General features: G+C 72.3%; 19 protein-coding genes. 12 read left to right on the top strand and 7 right to left on the bottom strand.

Annotation, left to right across the window (positions count from 1 at the left end):
* Both CA984_RS47320 and CA984_RS27300 read left to right on the top strand, forming a co-directional pair.
* The coding region (locus CA984_RS47320) for a hypothetical protein (RefSeq protein ID WP_207621046.1) at positions 1 to 543 on the top strand (543 nt) is incomplete at its 5' end.
* A gap of 105 nt (positions 544 to 648) precedes the next feature.
* Positions 649 to 909: a hypothetical protein gene (locus CA984_RS27300; RefSeq protein ID WP_086576400.1), complete on the top strand. Its 261-nt coding sequence runs from the start codon at positions 649 to 651 to the stop codon at positions 907 to 909.
* A gap of 3 nt (positions 910 to 912) precedes the next feature.
* Here the strand turns inward: CA984_RS27300 and CA984_RS27295 are convergent, their stop codons facing one another.
* Positions 913 to 1,248, bottom strand: a complete 336-nt coding sequence (locus CA984_RS27295) for a hypothetical protein (protein ID WP_165781429.1) — start codon at positions 1,246 to 1,248, stop codon at positions 913 to 915.
* A gap of 330 nt (positions 1,249 to 1,578) precedes the next feature.
* On the opposite strand from CA984_RS27295, the gene CA984_RS27290 reads away from it, so the two are divergent.
* Positions 1,579 to 2,400 carry an SAM-dependent methyltransferase gene (locus CA984_RS27290; RefSeq protein ID WP_086576398.1) on the top strand — a complete coding sequence of 274 codons (822 nt, stop codon included), beginning with the start codon at positions 1,579 to 1,581 and terminating at the stop codon, positions 2,398 to 2,400.
* 196 nt (positions 2,401 to 2,596) lie between these two features.
* Here CA984_RS27290 and CA984_RS27285 read toward each other — a convergent pair whose 3' ends face one another.
* On the bottom strand, positions 2,597 to 3,340 hold the full coding sequence (locus tag CA984_RS27285) for an alpha/beta hydrolase family protein (RefSeq protein ID WP_086576397.1): 744 nt from the start codon (positions 3,338 to 3,340) through the stop codon (positions 2,597 to 2,599).
* Positions 3,341 to 3,747: 407 nt separating this feature from the next.
* On the opposite strand from CA984_RS27285, the gene CA984_RS27280 reads away from it, so the two are divergent.
* Positions 3,748 to 4,101 carry an avidin-fold protein gene (locus CA984_RS27280; protein WP_086576396.1) on the top strand — a complete coding sequence of 118 codons (354 nt, stop codon included), beginning with the start codon at positions 3,748 to 3,750 and terminating at the stop codon, positions 4,099 to 4,101.
* 158 nt (positions 4,102 to 4,259) lie between these two features.
* Here the strand turns inward: CA984_RS27280 and CA984_RS27275 are convergent, their stop codons facing one another.
* Positions 4,260 to 4,964, bottom strand: a complete 705-nt coding sequence (locus CA984_RS27275; RefSeq protein WP_242676199.1) for an Lrp/AsnC family transcriptional regulator — start codon at positions 4,962 to 4,964, stop codon at positions 4,260 to 4,262.
* 128 nt (positions 4,965 to 5,092) lie between these two features.
* Between CA984_RS27275 and CA984_RS27270 the strand changes: the two genes are divergently transcribed.
* The 6 genes from CA984_RS27270 to CA984_RS27245 are packed head-to-tail and all read left to right on the top strand — an operon-like array spanning position 5,093 to position 11,257.
* Entirely contained in the window at positions 5,093 to 6,694 is a 1,602-nt protein-coding gene (locus CA984_RS27270) for an ABC transporter substrate-binding protein (RefSeq protein ID WP_086576395.1), read from the top strand.
* Positions 6,675 to 7,769: an ABC transporter permease gene (locus tag CA984_RS27265; RefSeq protein WP_086576394.1), complete on the top strand. Its 1,095-nt coding sequence runs from the start codon at positions 6,675 to 6,677 to the stop codon at positions 7,767 to 7,769. The genes CA984_RS27270 and CA984_RS27265 overlap by 20 nt, the downstream gene beginning before the upstream one ends.
* A complete protein-coding gene (locus CA984_RS27260; protein ID WP_012892256.1) occupies positions 7,766 to 8,605 on the top strand; it encodes an ABC transporter permease in 840 nt (279 codons plus the stop codon). The genes CA984_RS27265 and CA984_RS27260 overlap by 4 nt, the downstream gene beginning before the upstream one ends.
* Entirely contained in the window at positions 8,602 to 9,375 is a 774-nt protein-coding gene (locus tag CA984_RS27255; protein WP_086576393.1) for an ABC transporter ATP-binding protein, read from the top strand. Before CA984_RS27260 ends, CA984_RS27255 begins: the two co-directional genes overlap by 4 nt.
* Positions 9,372 to 10,286, top strand: a complete 915-nt coding sequence (locus tag CA984_RS27250; protein ID WP_086576392.1) for an ABC transporter ATP-binding protein — start codon at positions 9,372 to 9,374, stop codon at positions 10,284 to 10,286. Before CA984_RS27255 ends, CA984_RS27250 begins: the two co-directional genes overlap by 4 nt.
* Complete coding sequence (locus CA984_RS27245; protein ID WP_242676198.1) at positions 10,262 to 11,257, top strand: M24 family metallopeptidase; 996 nt, start codon at positions 10,262 to 10,264, stop codon at positions 11,255 to 11,257. The genes CA984_RS27250 and CA984_RS27245 overlap by 25 nt, the downstream gene beginning before the upstream one ends.
* A 130-nt stretch (positions 11,258 to 11,387) precedes the next feature.
* On the opposite strand, the gene CA984_RS27240 is transcribed toward CA984_RS27245, so the two are convergent.
* Both CA984_RS27240 and CA984_RS27235 read right to left on the bottom strand, forming a co-directional pair.
* Positions 11,388 to 12,581, bottom strand: coding sequence for an MFS transporter (locus CA984_RS27240; RefSeq protein WP_086576390.1), 1,194 nt, complete (start codon positions 12,579 to 12,581; stop codon positions 11,388 to 11,390).
* Entirely contained in the window at positions 12,578 to 13,642 is a 1,065-nt protein-coding gene (locus CA984_RS27235) for an alkene reductase (RefSeq protein ID WP_165781428.1), read from the bottom strand. The genes CA984_RS27240 and CA984_RS27235 overlap by 4 nt, the downstream gene beginning before the upstream one ends.
* A gap of 74 nt (positions 13,643 to 13,716) precedes the next feature.
* On the opposite strand from CA984_RS27235, the gene CA984_RS27230 reads away from it, so the two are divergent.
* Positions 13,717 to 16,374, top strand: a complete 2,658-nt coding sequence (locus CA984_RS27230) for a helix-turn-helix transcriptional regulator (RefSeq protein WP_086576388.1) — start codon at positions 13,717 to 13,719, stop codon at positions 16,372 to 16,374.
* On the opposite strand, the gene CA984_RS27225 is transcribed toward CA984_RS27230, so the two are convergent.
* Positions 16,367 to 17,908, bottom strand: coding sequence for an MFS transporter (locus CA984_RS27225; protein ID WP_086576387.1), 1,542 nt, complete (start codon positions 17,906 to 17,908; stop codon positions 16,367 to 16,369). The genes CA984_RS27230 and CA984_RS27225 overlap by 8 nt on opposite strands.
* A gap of 161 nt (positions 17,909 to 18,069) precedes the next feature.
* Here CA984_RS27225 and CA984_RS27220 point away from each other — a divergent pair, with 161 nt between their 5' ends.
* Positions 18,070 to 21,381, top strand: coding sequence for an AfsR/SARP family transcriptional regulator (locus CA984_RS27220; RefSeq protein ID WP_086576386.1), 3,312 nt, complete (start codon positions 18,070 to 18,072; stop codon positions 21,379 to 21,381).
* 158 nt (positions 21,382 to 21,539) lie between these two features.
* On the opposite strand, the gene CA984_RS27215 is transcribed toward CA984_RS27220, so the two are convergent.
* On the bottom strand, positions 21,540 to 23,722 hold a 2,183-nt coding region (locus tag CA984_RS27215; protein ID WP_086576385.1), incomplete at its 5' end, for a tetratricopeptide repeat protein.

Below are 23,722 nucleotides of genomic sequence, written 5' to 3'. Positions count from 1 at the left end.
ACGGAAACCCCGCCACTGGCCTCGACCTGCGCCGACACCGTAAACCCACAGGTCACGACCTACGACGGGAAAACCAACGTTGGGAAATCCACCCTCATAAGAAGAACAGAAAAGCAAGAAGACCAGCACCCCGAGAAGATCAGAAAAACCCTTCCCCTTCTCGCCGCAGGCGAGCGTGCGGACCGTAACGCGCGAGACGCCGCCACGACGCCTGCGGCGAAGCCCGAAGAACTCACCCGGATGGCCGCCACCGTCCTCGCCGGACTGCCCGGCCACTACCGCGACACCCCGCCCTGGCTGCGCTCCCGGCTGCTGAAGAGGATCTCCGAGGCCCTGGTCCATCACGCCCCCCTGGCCGTCGTCGACTACTGCGCCAAGTTCGCCGCCGACCCGGGATTCGGCGACTACGAGCACCTGCGCCGTTTCGACGACGTCCTCAGAAAGCTGACCGCCGATGTCGCCGACGGCACCGCCTGCCCCGGCTGCGGACGCGACCCCCGCCATCCGTTCTGCGCCGCCTATATCGAAGGCGGCTGTCGATGAAACGGCAGGCATCACGCTCGGCGAGCTCTGACCTCCTGATGACCATAGGTCTCCGGGCCAGCTTTGAATCTTCCGCACCGCGTCATTTGGGACACCGCCGACGCGATGAGCATCGTGCACCTGGCCTACATCCGCGCCGGTGCCGGGCACACCCTGATCGCCTCCCGGCAGTGGATCCCCGCCGAGCAGATCAGCGACCCCATCGCCGCGATCACTACCGGCCTGCCTCTGAATCTGGCCATCGGCCTGCTCAAAGACGTCTACGCCGACGGGGTGCCACTGGACTTCGTGGCCGACGACGTGTTCTCCGGCGCTCCCCGCGTGGCTGGTGAGGCCTTCACGAACTGGAGTCTCGCTCGTTCCTGAGCGCTACCACGCGGGGTGATCGCACAAGTTCCAGCCGTAATAGGTGTCGTAGGTGTCACCGTCCGACCCGCCGTCATTGTCGGACTCCCAGTACCAGGCGTACTTCTGATAATAGTCGGACCATGAGGAGTAGCTGATGTAGTGGTTACCCGTGTTGTGGGAGTGACCGCGGGCCGCCTCCTTGGGGTCTCCGCCGGGGCTGTCGTTGATGTAGATCCAGCTCCAGCTGCACCGGGTGTCCGCGTGTGCCGCTGTGGCCCCGCCTGTGACGACCATGGCCCCTGCCAGGGAAACGGCCGCGGTACCGAGGGCACCCCACCGCTTGAGATTCATTTTCATTTCCCGCCCTGCACTGAGAATCCTTTGGAAACCTACGGCGTCGAACCCGCTCGGCGGATCCGGCGTGCTCAGTATGCTGCGGTCGATCATGGAAGTCGTGAGCACAGAGTGCAGTGTTCCTTGACGATGAGCGCACACAGCGGCTCGCAGTCGTCCGGCCACCGTCTCCCGATCACCGTGCGGTGAGTCGCGGTCCGCGTTTTCCTCCGGCAGCCCACCGCGGCGGAGCCATCGCCCATACCGGAAAGGCCAAAACGGTGGCGTTCCGCGGGAAATCCGACGATCATTGGGCCTCCACCCATGAGAACGACATAGACGGCGAGAGCACCGATGGCGGCAGAACAGGCGCCTGTGGGAGTGGACCCGCGCATCCCCAACGCGGCTCGGATGTACGACTACTTCCTTGACGGCAAGGACAACTTCCAGGCTGATCGGGATCTCGCCGAGCTGGTGCTGAGCGTGCTGCCCGAGACGCGGGACGGCACCAGGGAGAACCGCAGGCTGATCGGCCGGGTGGTGGAATACCTCGTCGGCCGGGGCGTCAGGCAGTTCCTCGACCTCGGCTCCGGGCTGCCCGCGCAGCAGAACGTGCACGAGGTCGCCCTCCGGCTCGCGCCGGACGCCCGCGTGGTCTACGTGGACAGCGATCCGGTGGTGTGCGCGCACGGCCGCGCCCTGCTGGCCGAGGGCGACAGGGTGGCCATGGTGCGGAGAGACGCGAGAAGGCCGCAGGAGATCCTCGGCGATCCGGAGATCCGGGAGCTCATCGACTTCGACGAGCCCGTCGCGGTCCTCATGATGTTCCTCCTGCATCTCGTCCCCGACGAAGACGACCCGCAGACGTTCGTCGCCGCCTACCGCGAGGCGATGGCACCCGGCAGTTACCTGGCCATCTCACACGTCGGCAGCGACGCCGCCCCCGAGCGCACGGCCCGGATCAGCGAGCTCTACCGGCAGAGCGACGCGGCCTTCTGCCCCAGGACGGGCGAGGAGATCGCCCGGTTCTTCGGTGACTTCGCGCTCATCCCTCCCGGCCTGGCCAACGGGCGGAAGGCGGAGAACGTGTGGCCGTTCACCGACCCCGACACGGCGCTGCCCTTCGACGAGGAAACGGCCCGCATGGCGTACGTGGGAATCGGCCGCAAACCCTGAGGGTCCCGTCACATGTCGATCGCAGCTCCACCTCCCGCCGGGAGACGACCAGGCCGTCGCACGGTCCGCAGCGGCCTGCGGCCTCCGTCACCGTCGATCTCCCGGACCTGAACGCCGCCGGCCGCGCCGGCCGGTGTGCGCTGAACGCGCCGATCGGGAGCGGAACCCGGTCGGCGCGTCGCGGACGACAGCGGCGTCAGCCCAGGTGCCGGGTGAAGAACCGCAGCGTGCTGTCCAGCTCGAACATCGGGGTCTCCGCGTGCTTGCCGGGGTTGGCGTGCAGCGTCTTCTCCGCCGAGGCGAAGGCGTCGAACAGCGCCAGACTCGCCGCCCGGGGCACCATCTCATCGTCCCACTGCACCAGGAACTCCACCGGGACGGTGATCTGTGCGGCGGCCTCGGCCGAGGTCTCCGCCCCGTTCAGGCCCAGCACCGCCGCGCGGATGCGGGGCTCGGCGGCGATGAGCGGAACGCCGAGTCCGCAGCCCATCGACATCCCCCAGTAGCCCACCGGACMGGCGCCGACGTGGTCGAGTTCCTGGACCGCGTCCAGGACCGCCCGCCATTCCGGGACGCTCTGGCCGGCGAGGAGTGTGTGGAATTCGGCGAGCACCGGAGTCAGCTCCCCTCCGCTCTGCGCGCGGGTCCGCATCTCGGCGATGATCCGGTCGTGTTCCTCATTTCTCAGCCGGTCGCCATGGCCGGGCGCGTCGACGGCCGCCACCGCGAAACCCCGCTCGGCCGCGAAGCGGCGGGCACGCGCCACGATGCCGGGGGCCTTCTTGTGCTGGCCGCCGCCGTGTCCCATCAGGATCAGGGGGCGAGCCCCGGCGGCGCCGTCCGGCGTCCACAGCACGCCGGGGATCTCACCGAAGGTGAAGGGAAGGGTGAAGAGCTGTTCGGTGACGCCGTCGGACGACGTCTGGGAGGTGAAGCGCATTGCGGTTCAAGCCTTTCGGGATGCCTTCTGCGGGCACTCCCTAGGCCATGCGAGGGAGGGAGGCCCGACCTGTCACAACGTTGATCGGTCTCACCTCCTCAGTTCGCAGCACCACACGGCGACGGTGAACATACCACGATCGGCTCCGCCCGCGTCTCGCCAGGGCGACGAGGCCGGTCCTGCCGCCGATGAGGGCGTAGGCTCATGCCGCACCGGCCTCCCCGCCGTCCTCCCGCCGTGTCCATGGCCGTTGACAACTCCCTCGTCTCGCGCGCACTCCGCCCGATCTCGCCTGTCGCCTCCGAACGGACACCCGGCTGGACGGATCATCCCGTCCTCACCTCAAGGATGAGCGAAACGTCCAACCTCGATTGCGTACGCCTGGCGGAGCGGCACGATGCGGAGACGTGAACGACAACGACCTTCTCAACGACCGCAGGTTTGTCATGGTCAGCTCGACGGCGAGCGCGGTGGACCCGGACGGGCCCACCGAGTTCACCTACCGGGAGTCCGGCGGGATCATCTGGGGCGACTACACCGGCGACACGGTGGTCCACGGGCGCTTCGTCGGCACCCGGGACGGCGACCGGCTGGAGATCACCTACGTCCACCTGCTCAAGAACGGAGAGCGCGCCGGTGGACAGGGGGGCAGCCGCATCGAGACCTTCCCCGACGGCCGGTTGCGCCTGGTCGAGGAGTTCCAGTTCGCCGGGGACGACACGCAGCACGTGAGCGTGTGCGCCGAGGTTCTCCCATCTTGACCGCCTGACGGGGATCGCACATCCAGGGCCACGCGTTCCGGAGCGCGCGCTCCCTACCGGACCGGCCTCAACGGCTGCTGCCGTACTCGCATGTCAGAACCGGACCGTCCTCAACGGCTGCTGCCGTACTCGCGCATGTCAGACGTCCGGCCCGCGCGTCAGACGTCCTGCTGGAGCTGGGCGCGGCCCTCGGCCGCGCCCACGAAACGCATCATGCCCAGCGGGACCTCTGCCCCGGTGGACCCGGCGGGTCCGGCGGCCCCCGCGGGACCTGCGGATCTGGCAGGGCCGGTGGACCTGGCGGACCCGGCGGCGGGGTCGGCGGGCGGGCGGCGGGAGGAGCGGCCGGGTCCGCGGTCGCTCGGCAGGACGTAGGGGCGTCTGAGCACTTCGTCCAGGATGAAGACGGTCTCGGTGGCCTTGACCGCCGGGATGTTGGCCAGCCGGTCGGTCACCATCGCGTGCACGGCCGCGACGTCGGTCACCCGGACCTGGATCATCGCGTCGTGCTGGCCGGTGGTGATCGCGCAGTACTCCACCTCGGGCATCTGGGCGAGCTGGGCGCGGAACTGGCGCCACATCTGCTGGCGGACGGTCACGAAGATCAACGCGGTGATGCCGAGACCTGCGCGGACGTGATCGATCTCCGCCGTGAACCGCTTGATCGCGCCGTCGGCGCGCAGCGCCTCGAACCGCGTGTAGGCGTTCGCCCGCGAGATGCCGACCCGTTCGGCGAGGGCCGCCACCGAGATCCTGCCGTTCTCGCGCAGCACCTCAAGGATCTTCAGGTGTGTCGCGTCGAGCTCCAGGCCGATTCCGATCCGTCCAGGTTGGCCGCCCTCCTGGCCTGAGTTCCTTGACATTTCGGTCATCCCCATACCCCTTAAGTCAGTTTCGTCTCAGCTTAGCCTCATGAACTGGACTTTCTGCCGGACAATCCTGGACGATCGGCGACCAAACGTCTACATGGCCCATTTTCGGAGGACACAGAATGGCGATCCGTTCACGGCGCCCCGGAGCGAAGGCAGCTCTGCTGCCGGTGCTGCTCACCGGCGCCCTCGCCCTTGCCGCCTGCTCCAGCGGCGGTTCGTCCACGACGTCCCAGAACGGTGGCACCGCCGCCGCCAAGACGCTCGTGATCGACACCTCCTTCGACCTCAAGACGGCTGATCCGGGGCGTACCTACGAGCCGACCGGTCTGATCATCGGCAAGGCCGCCTACGAGACCCTGCTCACGTTCGAGGGCTCCGACGTCACCAAGCCGGTGSCGGCCCTCGCCGAGTCGTTCGAGCTGTCGGCCGACGGCAAGGTGCTCACCCTCAAGCTCCGTCAGGACGCCACGTTCGCCGACGGCTCCCCCGTCACCGCGGACGACGTCGTCTTCTCGCTGAACCGCGTGCGCGACATGAAGGGCACGCCGTCGTTCCTGCTCGACGGCGTGGAGGTGGCCAAGTCCGGCGCGGAGACGATCACTCTGACGTCGAAGAGCGCCAACCCGGCGCTGCCGTACATCCTGCCCAACCCCGCGCTGGGCATCCTCAACTCCAAGCTCGCCAAGGAGCACGGCGCCACCGCCGACACCGGCGACAAGGCCGAGCAGTACCTCAACTCCGCCTCGGCGGGCTCGGGTCCGTACACGATCGAGTCGTTCAACGTCAGCAGCCAGGTCGTGCTCAAGGCCAACGCCAAGTACTGGGGCGCGACCAAGCCGGTCTACGACAAGGTCGTGCTCCGCAACGTCGAGGCCGCGACGCAGAAGCTCAACATCTCGCGTGGCGACAGCCAGGTCGCGCTGAACCTCTCCGGTGACCAGGTCACCGGGATCACCGGCGACCTGCAGATCAAGAAGACGCCCGCGGCCAACGTGATCTTCCTGCTGGCCAACCAGAACCCCTCGGTCAGCAAGATCACCTCCAACCCCAAGTTCGCCGAGGCCGTGCGGAAGGGCGTCGACTACGCGGGCCTGCTGGAGCTGGCCGGCGAGGGCTCGGTCCAGGCTCCCGGAATCATCCCCTCGATGCTCCTGGGCTCGCTCCCGCCGGACCAGGCGGCCAAGCGTGACGTCGAGGGCGCCAAGGCGGCCCTCAAGGAGAGCGGCGTGGCCGACCCGACGGTCAAGCTGGAGTACCCCAGCGAGCTGACCGTCAACGGCCTCTCCTTCCAGCCCCTCGCCGAGCGGATCCAGGCCAACCTCAAGGAGGTCGGCATCACCGTGGAGCTCGCCCCCGCGCCGATCACCACGGCCCTGGACAACTACCGCAACGGCAAGGAGGAGCTGGGCCTGTGGTACTGGGGCCCCGACTACCCGGACCCCAGTGACTACCTGGCGTTCCTGCCGGGCAAGCTCGTGGGCCTGCGGGCCGGGTGGAAGGCCGGCGCCGACAAGGAGCTGGAGGCGGCCGGCGCGAAGGCTGCCACCACGATCGGCGACGAGGCCAGGAAGCAGGCCTACGTCGACGTCCAGACCAAGCTCAACGCCGCCGGCACGTTCATCCCGCTCATCCAGCCCAGCCAGAACATCGTGACGGCCAAGACCGTCACCGGCCTGGAGTTCCACCCGGTGTGGACCGTCGATGTCGCCGACCTCAAGTAGCGAGGACCTGAAGGGGGATACGGCCCGGCGCAAGCCGGGCCGTTCCGGCAGCCGGAGCCCGCTGATCCGCTTCCTGGCCCGCAGGGTGCTCACGGCGCTGCTGCTGGCCGTGGGCATCACCCTGGTCACCTTCGTCCTCACCAACCTGGTCCCCGGCGACCCCGTCTCGGCCAACCTCGGCCAGCGGGCCCTCGGCGACCCGGCTATCGTCGCGCAGTGGCGGGCCGAGCACGGCCTGGACAAGCCGCTCCCCCAGCAGTACCTGATGCACCTTCAGGGAGTGGTCCAGGGCGATCTCGGCACGAGCCAGCAGAGCCACCGCCCGGTCATGGACGACCTGGCGGAGTCCGTGCCCGCCACGCTCGAACTGGCCGGCGCCGCGATCCTGATCTCCCTTGTGGCGGGGGTGGCGTTCGGCGTGGTCGCGGCGCTCCGCCGGGACCGGCTCTCCGACCACCTGCTCCGGGTCCTCAGCCTGATCGGCATCTCCGTGCCGACGTTCTGGCTGGCGCTGATGGCGTTCTACGTCTTCTTCTACCGGTTGCAGGTCACTCCGGGCAGCGGCCGCATCGACCCGACCATGAGCCCGCCCCCGCAGGTCACCGGGCTGTACACGATCGACTCCGCCCTGGCGGGACAGTGGGACGTGTTCGCCTCGGCGGTCGGCCACCTCATCACCCCCGCGCTGGTGCTGGCCCTCTACACGATCGGCCTGCTCACCCGGTTCACCCGGTCGGCGGTGCTGGAGGTGCTGGGGCAGGACTACGTGCGCGCCGCACGGGCCAAGGGTCTGCCCGGCCGGGTGATCCTGTTCCGCTACGTGCTCCGCTCGGCGCTGGTGCCGATCATCACGGTCGCGGGCCTGGCCTTCGGCAGCCTGCTGTCCGGCACCGTGCTCGTCGAGGCGATCTTCGCCTGGCCGGGCGTGGGCCAGTACGCCTACAAGAGCGCGACCACCCTCGACCTGCCCGCCGTAATGGGCGTCGGCCTGGTGGTGGGCGGGGTCTACCTCGTCATCAACCTGATCGTCGACGTGCTGTACGGCGTCATCGACCCCAGAGTGAGACTCCAGTGAAACTCCCCCAAGCCTGGCGGCAGCCGCTGGCGATCGTCGGCGGGGTGATCGCGCTCGCCTGGATCGTGATCGCGCTGGCCGCCCCGCTGCTGGCACCGCACGACCCGCTCGCCCAGGACCTGCCGCGGCTGGCCTCGCCCGGCCCCGGCCACTGGTTCGGCACCGACCAGCTCGGCCGGGACATCCTGAGCAGGGTGATGTACGGCGCGCGCCTGTCGATCCCGCTGACCCTGCTGCTGGTCGTGCTCTCGGTGCTGATCGGCGGCCTGCTGGGCGCCTGCGCCGGATATTTCGGCAAGTGGGTTGATGAGACGATCATGCGGTTCGCCGACCTCGTCTTCGCCTTCCCCACCATCATCCTGGCCATGGTCGTCGCCGCCGCGCTCGGCGCGAGCCTCACCAACGCCGTGCTCGCCGTACTCGTCGTCGCCTGGCCGGCCTACGCCCGCGTGACCCGCGGGCTGGTGCTGGGCGTGCGCGAGCGCGAGTTCGTGGTGAGCGGACGGCTGCTCGGCTTCTCCGCCTGGCGCTCGCTCCGGGTGGACGTGCTGCCGAACGTCACCGGCCCCATCCTGGTGCTCGCCACCCTCGACATCGGCACCGCGCTGCTGCTGCTGTCCGGCCTGTCGTTCCTCGGGCTCGGCGCGAAGCCCCCCTCCCCCGAGTGGGGCGCGATGGTCGCCTCCGGCGTGGAGGTCTTCGACAGCTGGTGGGTGGCGACCTTCCCCGGCCTGGCCATCCTGACCGTCGTGCTGGCCTTCAACTTCCTGGGCGACACGCTGCGTGACGCCCTCGACCCGCGGACGGCCCGCGCCATCAAGGAGCGTGCGCTGTGAGCCTCCTCGCCATCTCCGACCTGAAGGTCTCCATCGGCGGCAAGGAGATCCTGCGCGGCGTCGACCTCGACCTCCGGGCCGGCCGCGTGCACGGCCTGGCCGGCGAGAGCGGCTCGGGCAAGACGATGACGGGCCTGGCCGTGCTCGGCCTGCTGCCGCACGGAGCCCGCACCAGCGGCCGGATCGCCCTGGGAGAGCGCGACCTGCTGGCCATGCCGGCCAAGGAGCTCAACACGGTGCGCGGCGGCGAGGTCGCCATGGTCTTCCAGGACCCGGCGACCAGCCTGCACCCGATGCTCTCGGTCGGCCGCCAGCTCACCGAGCACATGCGCCACCACCTGGGCCTCGACAAGAAACAGGCGCGTGCCAGAGCCCTCGAACTGCTGGGCCAGGTGCGCATCCCCGGCCCCGAGGGGGCGATCGACCGCTACCCGCACCAGTTCTCCGGGGGCATGCGCCAGCGCATCGCGATCGCGATCGCCCTGGCCTGCTCGCCGAAGGTGCTCATCGCCGACGAACCCACGACGGCTCTCGACGTGACCGTCCAGGCCGGGGTGCTGAGGCTGCTGCGCGGCCTCTGCGACGACCTGGGCCTGGCCGTACTGCTCGTCACCCATGACCTCGGCGTGATGTCGGCGGTCGCCGACGAGGTGAGCGTGATGAAGGAGGGCCTGGTCGTGGAGACGGGCCCGCGCGGCCAGGTGCTGCGTGACCCGACCCACCCCTACACCCGCGCCCTGCTGGAGTCACTGCCCGGGGAGACCTCATGACACTGCTGACCGTGGACGACCTCGTCGTCGAGCACCGCACCCCCGGCCGCCCCCTGGTGCGCGCCGTGGCCGGAGCCAGCCTGACCGTCGCGGCGGGCGAGGTCGTCGGTCTCGTCGGCGAGTCCGGATGCGGCAAGTCGACGCTGGCCCGCGCGGTGTGCGGGCTCAACCCGGCCGCCTCCGGGACGATCACCTTCGACGGGCACCCGGTGACCCCGCTCGGCCTGCGCCGCAGGAACCGCGCACTGGCCGGGATCCAGATGGTCTTCCAGGATCCCTACGCCTCGCTGAACCCCCGGCGGCGGGTCGGCGCGCAGATCGCCGACGGGCTTCGTACGGCGGGCGACACCGTGACCGCCCCCGCCGACCTGCTGGAGCGGGTCGGGCTGCCCCGCGACTTCGCCGGCCGCCACCCGCACGAGTTCTCCGGCGGGCAGCGGCAGCGGATCGCGATCGCCAGGGCGCTCGCCGCCCGGCCGACCATGCTGATCGGCGACGAGCCCATCTCAGCGCTCGACGCCTCGGCCCAGGCTCAGGTGGCCAGGCTGATGCGGGACCTCGCGGTCGAGTCGGGCGCCGGCCTGCTGTTCATCAGCCACGACCTGTCGGTGGTGCGGCTGATCGCCGACCGGATCGCGGTGATGTATCTGGGGAAGATCGTGGAGGTGGGCCGTACCGCCGAGGTGTGGGCCGATCCCCGGCACCCGTACACCAAGGCCCTGCTGGGCGCGATCCCCGCGCCCGACGGCGCCGGCGTGCTCCCGGCGGAGCTGTCCGGAGACGTGCCCGATCCGGCCGACCCGCCGCCCGGCTGCCGGTTCCACCCGCGCTGCCCGGTGGCGATGGACGTGTGCCGGGAGCGCGAACCCGCGTTCGGCCCGGTCGCGTGCTGGCTGCACGAACCTGCATGATCGACGAGGTGCGCCTCAGGATGGCGGAGGAGGGGATCGACGCCCTGGTGCTGCGCCCCTCCCCCGACTTCCGCTACCTGGGAGGACAGGGCGACGGATATCTCGTCCTGCCCCTCCGGGGTCCGCTGGAGACGGCGGCCGGCCCGCTGGAGGCGGCGGCGCTCATCCCTCCCTCCGCCCGTCGCGTCGGGGTGGACCCCGAGATGCGGGCCTGGGAGCTGTTCTCCCTGCGGGTGAAGGCCGAACTGGTGCTGGCCTCGGTCGCCCTCGCCCCGCTCCGGCTGCTCAGGGGGCCGGCGGAGGTCGCGGCGACGGAACGCGCGGCCTCGGCGGCGGACGCGGTCCTGCTCATGGCGCGCGAGCTGGCGTGGTTCGGCACCACCGAGCGCGCGATGGCCCGGCGGCTGTGGGCCATGATGGTCGAGACGGGCTGCGAGGAGGTGCTGTCGGTGCTCGTCGCGGCCGGCGAGCACAGCGCCGTCCCCCGGCACGTGCCGTGCGACCGCGTGATCAATCCGGGCGACGCGCTGCTGGTCTCGGTCTGCGGGAGATGGGGGAACCACTGCTCGGAGGTCGCCCGCGTCTTCGCGGTGGCCGAGCCGCCCGAGGACTTCGAGGCGATGTACTCGGTCGTCCTGTCCGCCCAGCGCGCCGCCCTCGACTCGCTACGGCCCGGCGTGACGGCGGCGGAGGCCGGGAGGGCCGCGCAGGAGGTGATCGAGGGCAGCGGCTACGGCCACTACGCCGCCGAGCGGCTGGGACGGGGCGTCGGCCTCGGCCAGGACGAGCGTCCATGGCTCGCCTCCGGCGACACGACCGTGCTCGCCCCCGGCATGACGGTGTGCGTCGAACCGGCGATCTACCTGCCCGAGCTGTTCGGCGCGCGGGTGGCCGACGTCGCGGTGTGCACCCCCGCCGGGGCGGAACGGCTCAGCGGGAGCTCACAGGCCCTCCACGTCCTCGACCACTGAGCGGGCGGGCCGGGCCCCGTCCTCCCCGCGGAACGGACCGTCCCGCGCCACGGGGACGGCCGGCCTCCCCCGCGGAACGGACCATCCAGCGCCACGGGGAGACACGGCGGAGCGACGGCCCCTCGGCCGATCAACCGGCGGTCAGCGCCACAATGGCGGGCCCGAACGCGGTCCCCAGCAGGTAGCACAGGGTGAACAGGCCGATCGCGGCCGGTCTGTGCTCTTCGGGGGCCGCCGTGGTGGCGCGGACCGCCAGCACGCCCTGGCCCGAGGCCGCCGCGATCGAGGCGGCGGCCTGGGCGATCAGCAGGCCGGGAACCCATGAGGTGAAGGCCGCGGCCAGGGCCGCCGCGGCACCGGTGACGGCCAGTGCCGTGATCATCGGGCGGGGCCGCATCCGGGCGGACGCCGCCACCACGGACCACGACAACGCGCCGCCGAACAGCAGCGGCCACACCATGGCCACGCCGATCTGCGCGGACGACCAGGTCGTCAGCTCCGACAGCCGGACCGGAAGCGCGTAGATCAGCCCGAAGTTTCCCACAGCCAGGGCGAAGGCCAGTCCCGCGGCTCCCAGGAACCGGGGCGCGCGGACCAGGGCGGCGGGGACGAAACCCGCCGGCCGGGCCCGCAGATGCAGCCCGAGCGCCACCGCGGCGACGACCGCGCACAGGCCGGCGGCCACGGGCTGGTGCGGCACGGACACCAGCGCGGTGACCAGCCCGGTCAGCACCACCACACCGATCGCGTCGAACCGGCCGGGCGGCGGCGCGGACCGGACCGCCTGCCGCAGTACGGCGGGCACCGCCAGCACGGCCACGACCGGCAGGGCGAGCACGACCCGCCAGGACAGCAGGTCGCTGACGAGCGATCCGGCCAGCGGGGAGACGGAGCCGACCACGGCGAGCGAGGCCGTGGCCACGCCCATCCGGCGGGGGGAGTCGGCCAGTTGCATGGCGATCACCGTCAGCCCCGCGGCGCCCAGCGCCTGCGCGGCGGCGGCGAGGAGGAGGACGGGCAGGCTGGGGGCGACCAGCACGAGGCCTGCCCCGGTCAGGGCGAGCAGAGCGCTGATCATCACCGTGCCGCGCATCCCGCGATGGCCGACCAGCCCTGACATCAGCGGCGTCCCCACCGCGATGCCCCACCCGAACACCGTCACCAGCCAGGCCGCCTCCCCCGTCGAGACCCCCAGGCCGCCGGCCACCTCGCCCAGGATGAGCGCCGGCCCCGCGATCCCGAACGACATCGGCCCGGCCAGCACCGCCAGGGAGAACGCGGAGGCCCCGGCATGCCGCACCGGGGCCATGGGCGGAGCGCTCATCCGGCTTCCAGCGTCGGGTAGTCGGTGTAGCCGCGGTGGTCGCCGCCGTAGAAGAAGGCGGGGTCGGGCTCGTTGTAGGGGCCCCCTGCCTTGACGCGCTCGGGCAGGTCGGGGTTCGCCAGCCACAGCGAGCCGAGGCTGACCGCGTCGCACAGACCCTCGCGGAGCACCGCGACCGCCGAGCCGATTCTCTCCCCGGCGGTGGCGCGCGGGTTGAGGATCAGCGTGCCCGGCCACGCGGCCCGGACCAGTTCGGTGATCTCCCGGTCGAACTCCATGATGTGCACGTAGGCCGGCTCGAACGGCGCCAGCGCGCGCATCAGGGCCGGATACACCTCGGCCGAGTCATGTTCCCGGATGCCGTTGGCGGGGTTGGCGGGGGAGATGCGGACGCCGACCCGCTCCGGCCCGATCGCGTCGGCGACGGCCCCGACGACCTCGACCGCGAAGCGGATCCGGTTCTCCACCGGACCGCCGTAGGAGTCGGAGCGGACGTTGGTGCTGCCGCACAGGAACTGATGGAGCAGGTAGCCGTTGGCGGCGTGCAGCTCCACCCCGTCGAACCCGGCCGCCATCGCGTTCCTCGCGGCCGCGACGAAGTCCTCGACCGTCGCGGCGATGTCCGCGAGCGTCATCGCCCGCGGGGTGGGGTGGTCGAGCTTGCCTTCCCTGGTGAAGATCTGCCCGCCGGACGCGATCGCCGAAGGGGCCAGGGGCAGCGCCCCGTCCGGGTAGAGACACGGGTGGCCGATCCTGCCGGCGTGCATCAGCTGCGCGAAGATCCGGCCGCCCCCGCCGTGGACGGCGTCGGTGACCCGGCGCCACGCCTCGACCTGCTCCGGCGAGTGCAGGCCCGGGGTGTCGATGTAGCCCTGGCCGATCACCGAGGGCTGGGTGCCCTCCGTGATGATCAGACCGGCGGCGGCCCGTTGCCCGTAATACTCGGCCGTCAGCTCGGTCACCAGCCCGCCGTTCGCACGGCTGCGTGTCATCGGCGCCATCACCAGGCGGTTGGGGAGTGTCAGCTTGCCCACGATGACCTGCTCGAATAGCTCGTCCATGTCAATGACAGTATGAGCAGGGGGCTGCATCGCGAATCAGTAGAATCTACTGGTTCCAGGTACTTGGAGGGTGCGTGCTGTACGGGCGGTCCACTGAGCAGGTCAGGCTTGAGGGCCTGATCGCAGCGGCGCTGGAGGGGCACAGCGGCGTCCTCGTGGTGCGCGGCGAGGCGGGCATCGGCAAGACCGCGCTGCTGGACTGGGCGGCCACGACGGCGGCCGGGCGCGGGCTGCGGGTGGTGCGGGTGACCGGCATCGAGCAGGAGGCCGACCTGGCGTTCGGCGGCCTGACACAACTGCTGTGGCCGTTGCAGGATCGGCTTGACGCGCTGCCGGACCCTCAGGCCGCCGCGCTGAAAGCCGTGCTCGGAGCCGAGTCGGCCGGGGGCCGGGACCGCTTCCTCACCGGGCTCGCCGTGCTCACGCTCCTGGCCGACCTGGCGGAGGACGTCCCGGTGCTCTGCCTGGTCGACGACGCCCAGTGGCTCGACCAGGCCAGCGCGGAGCCCCTGCTGTTCGCCGCCCGGCGACTCGCGGCCGAGGGGGTGGCGATGGTGTTCGCCACGCGGGAGGACGGCCTCGCCGCACCCGGGCTGGACGAGCTGCGGCCTTCCCGGCTGGACAGCCGGGACTCGGCCCGCCTGCTGGCCGAGCACCAGGTGGCGCCGGTCCGGCGGGAGAGGATCATCTCCGAGTCCGCGGGCAATCCCCTGGCGCTGATCGAGTTCGCCGCGGAACAGCGCGACCAGTCGGCCGGGCCGCTGTCCTCGCGGGTCGCCGACCGGGTGATGGCGTCGTTCCGGGCCCAGATCGGGCGGTTGCCCGAGCGGACCCGGCTGATGCTGCTGATGGCCGCCGCCGAGGGGAGAGGCGATCTGGCGCTGCTGCTGCGGGCGGCGCACCCGATGGGCATCGGCCTGGACGACCTGGAGGAGGCCGAACGGGCCGGACTGATCCAGGTGACCGAATCGGCCGTCGCCTTCCGGCATCCGCTGATCGCCACCGCCGCCTACCAGGGAACCGCGTCGTCCCGGCGCGTCGCCGTGCACCGGGCTCTCGTCGAAGCGGCCGAGGACCCCGACTGCCGCGCGCACCACCTGCCCGCCGCGACGGTGGAGCCCGACGCGGCCGTCGCGTCCGAACTCGCGGCCGCGGCCGGGCGGGCCGGCGCCCGCACCGCCTACACCGCCGCCGCCCGCCTGTACGAGCAGGCCGCCCGGCTCGCCGTCACCGGGCGGGACCAGATCGGCTGGCTCGCCCGAGCGGCGGCGGCGGCCCTGTCGGGCGGCCGTCCCGACCAAGCCGCCGAACTGGCCGAAAGGGCCGAAGAGCTCGCCGGGCACGTCGCGGGAGGCGCGGCCCTGCCGGGCCCTCCCTCCGGAGGGGAGCACCACGACGCCGTGGCGGAGCTCATCTCGGTGCGCGCGGCCGCGATGTTCGAGCTGGGCGAGGAGGAGAAGGCCGTCCACCTGCTCCTGGACCGCGCCGATCGGGTGGCTCCGCGCCAGGGCGCCGCCATGCTCCGCACCGGCGCGACCTACGCCTGGTTCACCGGCGACGAGGCCGCCGTGTCGGCCGCCGCCCGGAAGCTGGCCGACCTCGGCGAATCCGACCGGATGGCCGAGGGCCTGGCGCATCTCATGCGGGCCGACTACACCCGCGGCCTCCCGCTGCTGGCGGACTTCCTGGCCCGGACCCCCGACACCGAGCGCGCCCTGTTCACCGGGATGATCATCGGTGACGACGCCGCCACCATGGCGCTGGCCGCCGCCGAGGTGGCCCGCTGCCGCGAGCAGGGCCTCATCGGCGCCCTGCCCCAGGTGCTTCAGGTCCTGGCCCAGACGCAGCTCTGGGCCGGCCTGCACCGCGACGCCGAGGCCACGGTGGCGGAGGCCGCCGGGATCGCCTGCGACACCGGCCTGCAGCAGCGCATCGCCTGGCTCAACGGCGTCCCCGCCCGGATCGCCGCCATCGAGGGCGACGAGTCCCGCTGCCGCCGCCTGGTCGGCGAGACCCCCGGCGCCTATCAGGCGACCGGCGACGCCGTCCTGAGCCTGCTGGAGCTGTCCATGGGCGACCACGAGCCGGCCCTGGACCGCCTGGAAGCCGCCTGGTCCGGTCCGGGCCGCAACACCGCGGTGCTCCTGTCCTCCGCCCCCGACCAGATCGAGGCGGCGGTACGGCTGGCGCAGCCGCACCGCGCCGAGGAACCGCTCCGCCGCCTCCGAGCCTGGGCGCGAGCCTCCGCGCAGCCCTGGGTCCAGGCCGTCGCCCTGCGCTGCCAGGCCCTGACGGGCGACGACGAGACCGCTTTCCAGGCGGCCCTCACCCTTCACGAGCGGGGTGGCCGCCCCTTCGAACACGCGCGCACCCGGCTGCTCTACGGCGAATGGCTCCGCCGCGCCCGCCGTCCCGGCGACGCCGTCGCGCCCTTGCACGCGGCCCTGGAGACCTTCACCCGCCTGGACGCCACTCCCTGGGCCGCCCGCGCCCGGTCCGAACTTCACGCGACCGGGGAGTCCCCCGGAGCCGCCCACCCCGACTCCCCCGAAGCCCCGCTCACCCCACGAGAACTCCACGTGGTGCGGCTGGCCGCCGCCGGCCGCAGCAGCCGCGAGATCGCCGCCCAGCTCTTCCTGAGCCCCCGTACGGTCGAGTACCACCTGTACAAGGCCTATCCCAAGCTGGGCGTCACCTCCCGCCGCGAGCTCAGCCGCCTGAACCTCACCTGACCCCGTCCCCCTGGCCGGACCCCGCGCGCCGGAGCGCGGTGACCGCGATGAGCGCGGTGAGGGCCGCGAACACCGCGCACACGACGGCGACCGTGTTCAGCCCGCCGGTGTAGGCGTCCCTGGCGACGGCCAGCATCTGGTCGCCGATCCCGGCGGGAAGCTTTCCGGCCACCGCCAGCGCGCCTTCGAGGCTGTCGCGGGCGCTCTCCGCGGCAGCCGCCGGGACGCCGGGCGGCACGGTGACCGCGTCGCGGTAGACGACGGCGCCGAGACTGCCCAGCGCGGCGATGCCCACCGCCACACCGAGGTGACTGCTGGTCTCCTGCAGCGAGGCGGCCGACCCCGCCTTCTGCGGCGGGGCGGAGCTCACGACCAGGTGGGTGCCCAGCGCCCCGATGGGGCCGGTACCGAAGAAGCTGATCACGAACCCGGTCACCATCAGCGGCAGCCCGCCGACCGGACCGACGGAGGCGATCAGGACGTAGCCCACCGCGGCGATGGCCAGCCCCGCCCCGATGWCGATCCCCATCGAGAACCGCCTCGCCAGGGCCGGGGCCAGCTGCGCGGAGACGATGGAGGCGATCGCCGACGGCACCATCCACAGTCCCGCCTGCACCGGGGACAGGCCCTCGACCATCTGGAGGAAGCCGGTGATGAACAGGTAGCTCCCGGCCACGGCGACCATGAGGAGAGTCGTGATCAGCAGCGAGGCGGTGAAGGCGGCGTTGCGGAAGAGGCGGACGTCCAGCACCGGATGGGTGAGCGTGCGCTGCCGCGCCACGAACACGGCTCCGACGGCCAGGCCGGCCACGGCCGTCAGGATCGGCAGCGGCTGCCAGCCGTACCTGGCGATCTCCTTGAGGCCGTAGACGACCGGGAGGATCGCGGCCAGTGAGAGCGCCACGCTCAGCAGGTCGAGCTTGCCGCCTTCGGGGTCGCGGTACTCCGGCAGCAGGATCGGCGCCGCGACCAGCAGGATCAGCATGACCGGCACGCCCAGCAGGAACACCGAGCCCCACCAGAAGAACTCCAGCAGCACCCCGCCGATCACCGGGCCGAGCGCGGTGCCGGCCATGAAGCAGCTCGCCCACAGCGCGATGGCCCTGCCGCGCTGCCGCGGGTCCTGGAACATGTTGCCGATCAGGGCCAGGGTCGACGGCATGAGCGTCGCCGCGGCGACGCCGAGCAGCGCGCGGCTCACGATCAGCATCTGGGCGCTGGTGGAGTAGGCGGCCAGCAGGGAGGTGACGCCGACGGCGACGGCACCGATCATCAGCAGTCTCCGGCGACCGATCCGGTCCCCGAGCGTGCCCATGGTGACCAGGAAGCCGGCCATCAGGAACCCGTAGACGTCCATGATCCACAACGTCTCCGTGCCGGTGGGCCGCAACGCCTCGGCCAGCGGCGGCAACGCCAGGAACAGCACGCTCTGGTCAAGGGAGAGCAGCAGCGTGGGCAGCGCCAGTACGGCGAGGCCGGTCCACTCCCGGGGCCCGGCCTTACGGCCGACGGCCTCGGCGGTATGCGATGACATGGGAAATCCTTCCGTGGTTCGCGGATCCGCTCGTGATCCGCTCAGCACGACCACCGTGCACGCCGGGGCTCCCGGTCCTCTCCCGGTCCGCTCTCGGTCCCGTGCCGTACCGGTGCCGACCTGCGGGGCGGGCGCCGGCGGTAGTCGGCTACCGTGACTGCATGCGTTTCGGAGTGCTGGGCCCGCTGGAGGTGCGGACGGCGGACGGGCGTCCGGTCAGGGTCCCGGAGCTCAAGGTCCGCGCCCTGCTCGCCGACCTCCTGGTGCACCGCGGGCGACCGGTGTCCGCGGACAGGCTGATCGACGACCTGTGGGGCACCGCGCTGCCGAACAATCCGCTCGGCACGCTGCAGAGCAAGATCTGGCAGCTGCGGCGCGCGCTTGAGGACGCCGAGCCGGGCGGCCGGGACCTGGTGATGTCCCGGCCGCCCGGATACCAGCTGCTGGTCGAGCCCGACGCGGTGGACGCGGACCGCTTCCACGAGCTGGCGACGCGGGCACGGGCGAGCGACGACTCCCGGGTGCGCGCCGCCCTGCTGGCGGACGCGCTGGCGGTGTGGCGCGGCCCGGCGTTCGCCGACTTCGCCGACGAGGAGTTCGCCCGGCCGGCGACGGCACGGCTGGAGGAGCAGCGGCTGACCGCGCTGGAGGAGCAGGCCGAGACGCGGCTGAAACTGGGAGAGCACGCGCTGCTGGCCGACGAGCTCGGCGGCCTGGTCGCCCTGCACCCGCTCCGGGAACGGCTGCGCGCCGCCCACGTACGGGCGCTGTATCTCGCGGGCCGGCAGAGCGACGCGCTGAACAGCTACGGCGACCTGCGCGAGCGGCTGGCCGAGGACCTGGGCCTGACCCCCGGCCCCGAGCTCGCGGCCCTGCACCAGGCGATCCTGGTCCAGGACCCGGAGCTGACGGCGGCGTCCTCCCCGGCCACGACCGCGGCCCGCCCGCCGACGAACGTGCCGAGTGCGCTCACCGACCTGATCGGCAGGGCCGAGGCGGTCGGCGAGCTCCGCTCGCTGCTGAAGGCGGGCAGGCTGGTGACGCTCACCGGCGCGGGCGGGGTCGGCAAGACCCGGCTCGCACTGGCGGTCGCCGCGCAGGTCGGCCAGTCGTTCCCGGGAGGGGTGCGGCTGGTCGAGTTCGCCGCGCTCGCCCCGTCCTCACAATCACCGGCCCACCCCCGGGGGCGGCGGGACACGGCTCCGGCGACCGAGGTGCACGACGTGGTCGGCGAGGTGCTCGGGGTGCGGGACGTCATGACGTCGGCCCCCGAGCCCCTCTCGCCGACGGAGCGCATCGTCCACGCGCTGGGTGACCAGCCGACCCTGCTGGTGTTCGACAACTGCGAGCATGTGATCGAGCCGGTCGCCGAGCTGGCGGAGCGGTTGCTCGAAGCCGCTCCCCGGCTGCGGATCCTGGCGACCAGCCAGGAACCGCTGGGCATCACCGGCGAACATCTCCAGGCGGTGCGCCCGCTGCGGCTTCCCGCGCCCGCGACGGACCTCGGCCCCGCCGCCGCGCGCCGGTTCAGCGCGGTGGAGTTGTTCGTGGCGAGGTCGAGCGCGGCGGCGCCGGGCTTCGTCCTCGACGGGACCAACGTCGAGGCGGTCGTCTCGATCTGCCGGCGGCTGGACGGCATCCCCCTCGCGCTGGAGATGGCCGCCACCCGGGTCCGGGCGCTGGGCGTGCACGAGGTGGCGGCACGCCTCGACGATCGCTTCCATCTGCTGGCCGCGGGGGCGCGCGGCGCCCCGGTGCGGCAGCGGACGCTACGGGCGGTGATCGACTGGAGCTGGGGCCTGCTCGGCGAGCAGGAGCGCGCGGTGCTCCGGCGGCTGGCCGTGCACCCCGGCGGCTGCACGCTCGCCGCGGCCGAGGAGGTCTGCGCCGGTGACGACGTGGATCGCACGGAGGTCCTCGACCTGCTCGCCCGGCTGGTGGACTGCTCGCTGGTCGTCATGTCCGACGGCACGGACGGGCCCCGGTACCGGCTGCTGGAGTCGGTCACGGCCTACTGCCTCGAACGCCTCCGTGAGGCCGACGAGCTCGAAGAGTTCCGGCTCAGGCACCGCGACTACTACACCGACCTGGCCGAACGCGCCGAGCCGCGGCTGCGGGGCCACGACCAGCGGCTGTGGCTGCGGCGCCTGGACGCCGAGACCGCCAACCTGCGCACCGCGCTTGAGGGGGCGGCGCGGCTCGGTGACGCGGACCGCGCGCTGCGCCTGGCGAACGCGCTGACGTGGTACTGGTACCTGCGCGGCCGGATCGGCGAGGCCGAGCGGTTCCTGGCCACGGCGCTGTCGGCCGGTGACACGGCCCCCGCCGCCACGGTGGCCACGGCCACGGCCTGGCTGGGCGGCCTCAGGCTGCTGCTCGGAGGTAACGCGGATCCGTCGGCGGCGTACCGCAGCGCGCTGCGGTCGGCCGAGCGGATCGACGACCCGGGCGGGCGGGCCCGGATGGAGTGGTTCCTCGGATCGCACGCGTACGGCATCGGCGATCTGTCGGCGAGTGAGGACCTGATCGGCCGGGCACTGGCAGCCTTCCGGTCACTCGGGGATCGCTGGGGTACGGCCGCCGCCCTGAACAGCCGCAGTTTCCACGCGAAACTGCGCGGAGACTTCCAGGCGCTGCGGCGGGACGGCGAACGGAGCCTGGAGCTGTTCCAGGACCTGGGCGACCAGTGGGGGCAGCTCCAGACCGTGACCCCGCTGGCGACGCTGGCCGAGATCGCCGGCGACTACGAGCGGGCCGGGCGGCTGTACCGGGACGGGCTGCGGATTGCCGAGGACCTCGGGCTGTGGCCCGAGGTCTCCTTCACGCTCTCCGGGCTGGGCCGGATGGCCTTGCTGTCGAAGGACTACCCGGCGGCCAGGGAGCTCCACGAGCGGGCGAGACGGCTCGCCGTCGAGCGGTCGGACACGTTCGGGGAGCAGTTCGCCGAGATCGGGCTGGGGCTGGGGGCGCGCAGGGAAGGAGATCTCGACACCGCCGAGGCGCACCTGCGCAGCGTGCTCGACCTGCACCACCGGATGGGCTACGAGCCCTGCGTTCCCGGATTGATCCTGGCCGAGCTCGGATTCATCGCCGAGCACCGGGGCGACGCGCGCGCCGCCCTCGCCCTGCAGCTGGACGGCCTCGCCGCCGCCCGGACCACGGGCGATCCCCGAGGGATCGCGCTGGCCCTGGAGGGCCTGGCCGGGGCGCAGACGCTGGCCGGTCATCCCGATCACGCCGCCCGGCTGCTGGGGGCCGCCGCGGCTGCCAGGCAGTCGGTGTGGATGCCGCTGCCGGCCGGCGAACGGTTCGACGTCGATCGCATCACCGCCAAGGCCGGGGAGGCCCTCGGTGACGCGGGTTTCGACGCCGAGTTCGAGCTTGGCGGCGCGCTGCGGCCCGACGAGTACCTGACCCACCCGTCCCTGGCCGGGCACACGCGACGGTCACCGGTCAGGTCCGCGACGACCTGACCGGCCCGGCGATCCGGGCGGGGCCTTCACCGGCCGGTCGAAGATCCGTGAGAACGCCTTCCTCAAGCGGTCGTGGGAACGCCTTCCTCGGGCGGTCACGCGCGGCGGATCCGGCGGACGCCGTTCCGGGCCCCTTCGGCACCGGCGCCGGCCGGCGATCACTCCACGGCGTTGCCGCCGAGGACGAGCGGTGGCCGTACGGTGTCCCGGTCCCACCGCCCGTCGCCGGAGGGGGCGGACGGTTCGGCGATCTCGGCGAGGTCGGCGCCTCCCCGCAGTTCGCGCCGGAGCGCGAGGGCGTGGTGCAGGTAGTTCTGCGCCAGGCGGGTCCGGCCCGCCGACCGGTGCAGCTCACCGAGCGTCTGGACCGTGGCCGCCTCCCCGCTCCGGTCGCCGAGCCGCTGGAAGATCAGCAGTGACCGCTCCAGCTGGTCGGAGGCGTGCGACTGATCGCCGCGGACCACCTGGAGCCCGCCCAGACTCTGCATGGCGTAGGCCCCGCAGTGGAGGTCGCCGAGCCCCTCGAAGATGTCCAGCGCGTGTCCCTGGAAACGCATCGCCTTCTCGGGCTCGGCCGCCAGATCGTGCAGCCGCCCGAACTGCATGGACACGCAGCCCTCGCGATGGGAGTCGCCGAGCTCCCTGGCCAGCCGCAGCGCCTCGCCCAGCCACTTCGAGGCCTGGTCGGGATCGCCGGAGGCCAGGCAGACCCGCCCGATGGCCTGCCGCGCGTAGGCCTCACCGCTCTGGTCGCCCATGGCGAGGAACATGGCCAGGGCCCGCCGGAAGTAGGCCAGTGCCCTGAGGTGCTCGCCGCAGAACTGGCTGACCGCGCCCAGCCCGCAGATCGAGGTCGCCTCACCCCGCACGTCCCCCAGCTCGTGGAAGATCGTGAGGGACCTCCGGAACATCTCCGTCGCCTCGGCGTAGCGGTCCTGGTAGAGGCATACCTGTGCCAGGCCCCGGAGCATGGCCGCCTCGCCGTGACGGTCCTGGGCCAGGCGCGCGGCGTCCAGGGCGATCCGGTGGGTGGACTGCCACTCCTCGAAGTGGCAGCGCAGGTCGAAGTAGGGGACGAGGGCCGCCGCGAGCCCCCACGCCGACGCGGCCAGCCCGGCGTCGACGGCCAGACGCACCGCGCCCATGAGCGTCTCGTGCTCGGCGTCGAACCACGACAGCGGGTCGGCGGTCAGGCGGCCGAGGGTGTCCTCCGCCAGGTTCCAGCGGGTGGCCCTGACCGATGTCAGGCTGAAGAGCGTGGTCGGCAGCCGTGCCGTGGCACTCTCGGTGGTGGCCATCCACGCTCCGAGCACCCTGATGAGGGCGTGCCGCTCCGGGGCGCCGCCGGCCTTCTCCTTGGCGTTGCAGCGGACCAGGTCGTGCAGCCGGTAGCGCGGCTGGCCGATCGGGTCGGTCCCGACCAGCTGGAGCAGGTTCACATCGACCAGGGTGTCCGTCACGTCGTCGGCCCGGTGCCGGTCCAGCACGGCGTCGACCACCCAGCCGGGCAGGGACTGCGGTCCCAGTAGACCCAGGGCCCGGAAGGCCAGGGCCGCGTCGTCGGGCAGCAGCCGGTAGCTCCGGTCGAAGCTGACCCGCACCTCCAGATCTCCGGCCCGCAGCTCGCCGAGCCTGCCCGCCTCGTCCTCCAGCCGCTGCCGCAGCACCCCCAGCGACCACCTGGGCCGTCCCGCCAGCCGCGCTCCGGCGACCCTGACGGCGAGCGGCAGGTAGCCGCAGGCGCGCAGGATCGCCGAGGCCGCCTCCCTCTCCCGTCCCAGCCGCTCGGAGCCGACGATCCTGCCCAGGAACTCCTCGGCCTCCCCCGGTGACAGGACGTCCAGTTCGAGCTGGAGGGCGCCGGGCAGTTCGGTGATCCGCCGTCTGCTGGTCACGAGCACCGCGCAGCCGTTGCCGGGCAGCAGCGGCCGTACCTGGGCGGCCCCGGCGGCGTCGTCGAGGAAGACGAGCATCGGGCGTTCGGCCAGAAGGGACCGGTACAGCGCGGAGCGTTCGTGCACGGTGCACGGCAGGCCGGCCTCACCGACCCCCAGCGCCCGCAGCGCCTCGGCCAGCAGCTCGCCCGGGTCGGCCGGCGCGGGCTCGGTCCCGCCGAGGTCCAGGTAGAGCTGCCCGCCCGGGTACCCGGCCCGTACGGCGTGCGCGCAGTGCACGGCCAGCGCCGACTTGCCCACGCCCGGCGGGCCCACCACCACCACGACCGACGGCGGTCCGTCCGGCGGCCGTTCCACGGGTGACAGCGCCTGCGTGAGGACGGCGACGTCCTCGGACCTGCCGGTGAAGTCCGGGATGTCCGGGGGGAGCTGGTGGGGGGTGGAGC

It is taken from the genome of Streptosporangium minutum (assembly GCF_002149035.1).
Classification (GTDB): Bacteria; Actinomycetota; Actinomycetes; order Streptosporangiales; family Streptosporangiaceae; genus Streptosporangium; species Streptosporangium minutum.
The sequence above is the reverse complement of the archived record's forward strand: the minus strand, read 5'-3'. Positions and strand labels throughout refer to the sequence as shown.

What these genes read in the sequence shown, in the direction of transcription:
- CA984_RS27300 (WP_086576400.1), top strand. Translation starts at nt 649, where the DNA reads ATGAGCATCGTGCACCTGGCCTACATCCGCGCCGGTGCCGGGCACACC.
- CA984_RS27295 (WP_165781429.1), bottom strand. Translation starts at nt 1,248, where the DNA reads ATGAAAATGAATCTCAAGCGGTGGGGTGCCCTCGGTACCGCGGCCGTT.
- CA984_RS27290 (WP_086576398.1), top strand. Translation starts at nt 1,579, where the DNA reads ATGGCGGCAGAACAGGCGCCTGTGGGAGTGGACCCGCGCATCCCCAAC.
- CA984_RS27275 (WP_242676199.1), bottom strand. Translation starts at nt 4,964, where the DNA reads ATGTCAAGGAACTCAGGCCAGGAGGGCGGCCAACCTGGACGGATCGGA.
- CA984_RS27265 (WP_086576394.1), top strand. Translation starts at nt 6,675, where the DNA reads ATGTCGCCGACCTCAAGTAGCGAGGACCTGAAGGGGGATACGGCCCGG.
- CA984_RS27250 (WP_086576392.1), top strand. Translation starts at nt 9,372, where the DNA reads ATGACACTGCTGACCGTGGACGACCTCGTCGTCGAGCACCGCACCCCC.
- CA984_RS27240 (WP_086576390.1), bottom strand. Translation starts at nt 12,581, where the DNA reads ATGAGCGCTCCGCCCATGGCCCCGGTGCGGCATGCCGGGGCCTCCGCG.
- CA984_RS27235 (WP_165781428.1), bottom strand. Translation starts at nt 13,642, where the DNA reads ATGGACGAGCTATTCGAGCAGGTCATCGTGGGCAAGCTGACACTCCCC.
- CA984_RS27220 (WP_086576386.1), top strand. Translation starts at nt 18,070, where the DNA reads ATGCGTTTCGGAGTGCTGGGCCCGCTGGAGGTGCGGACGGCGGACGGG.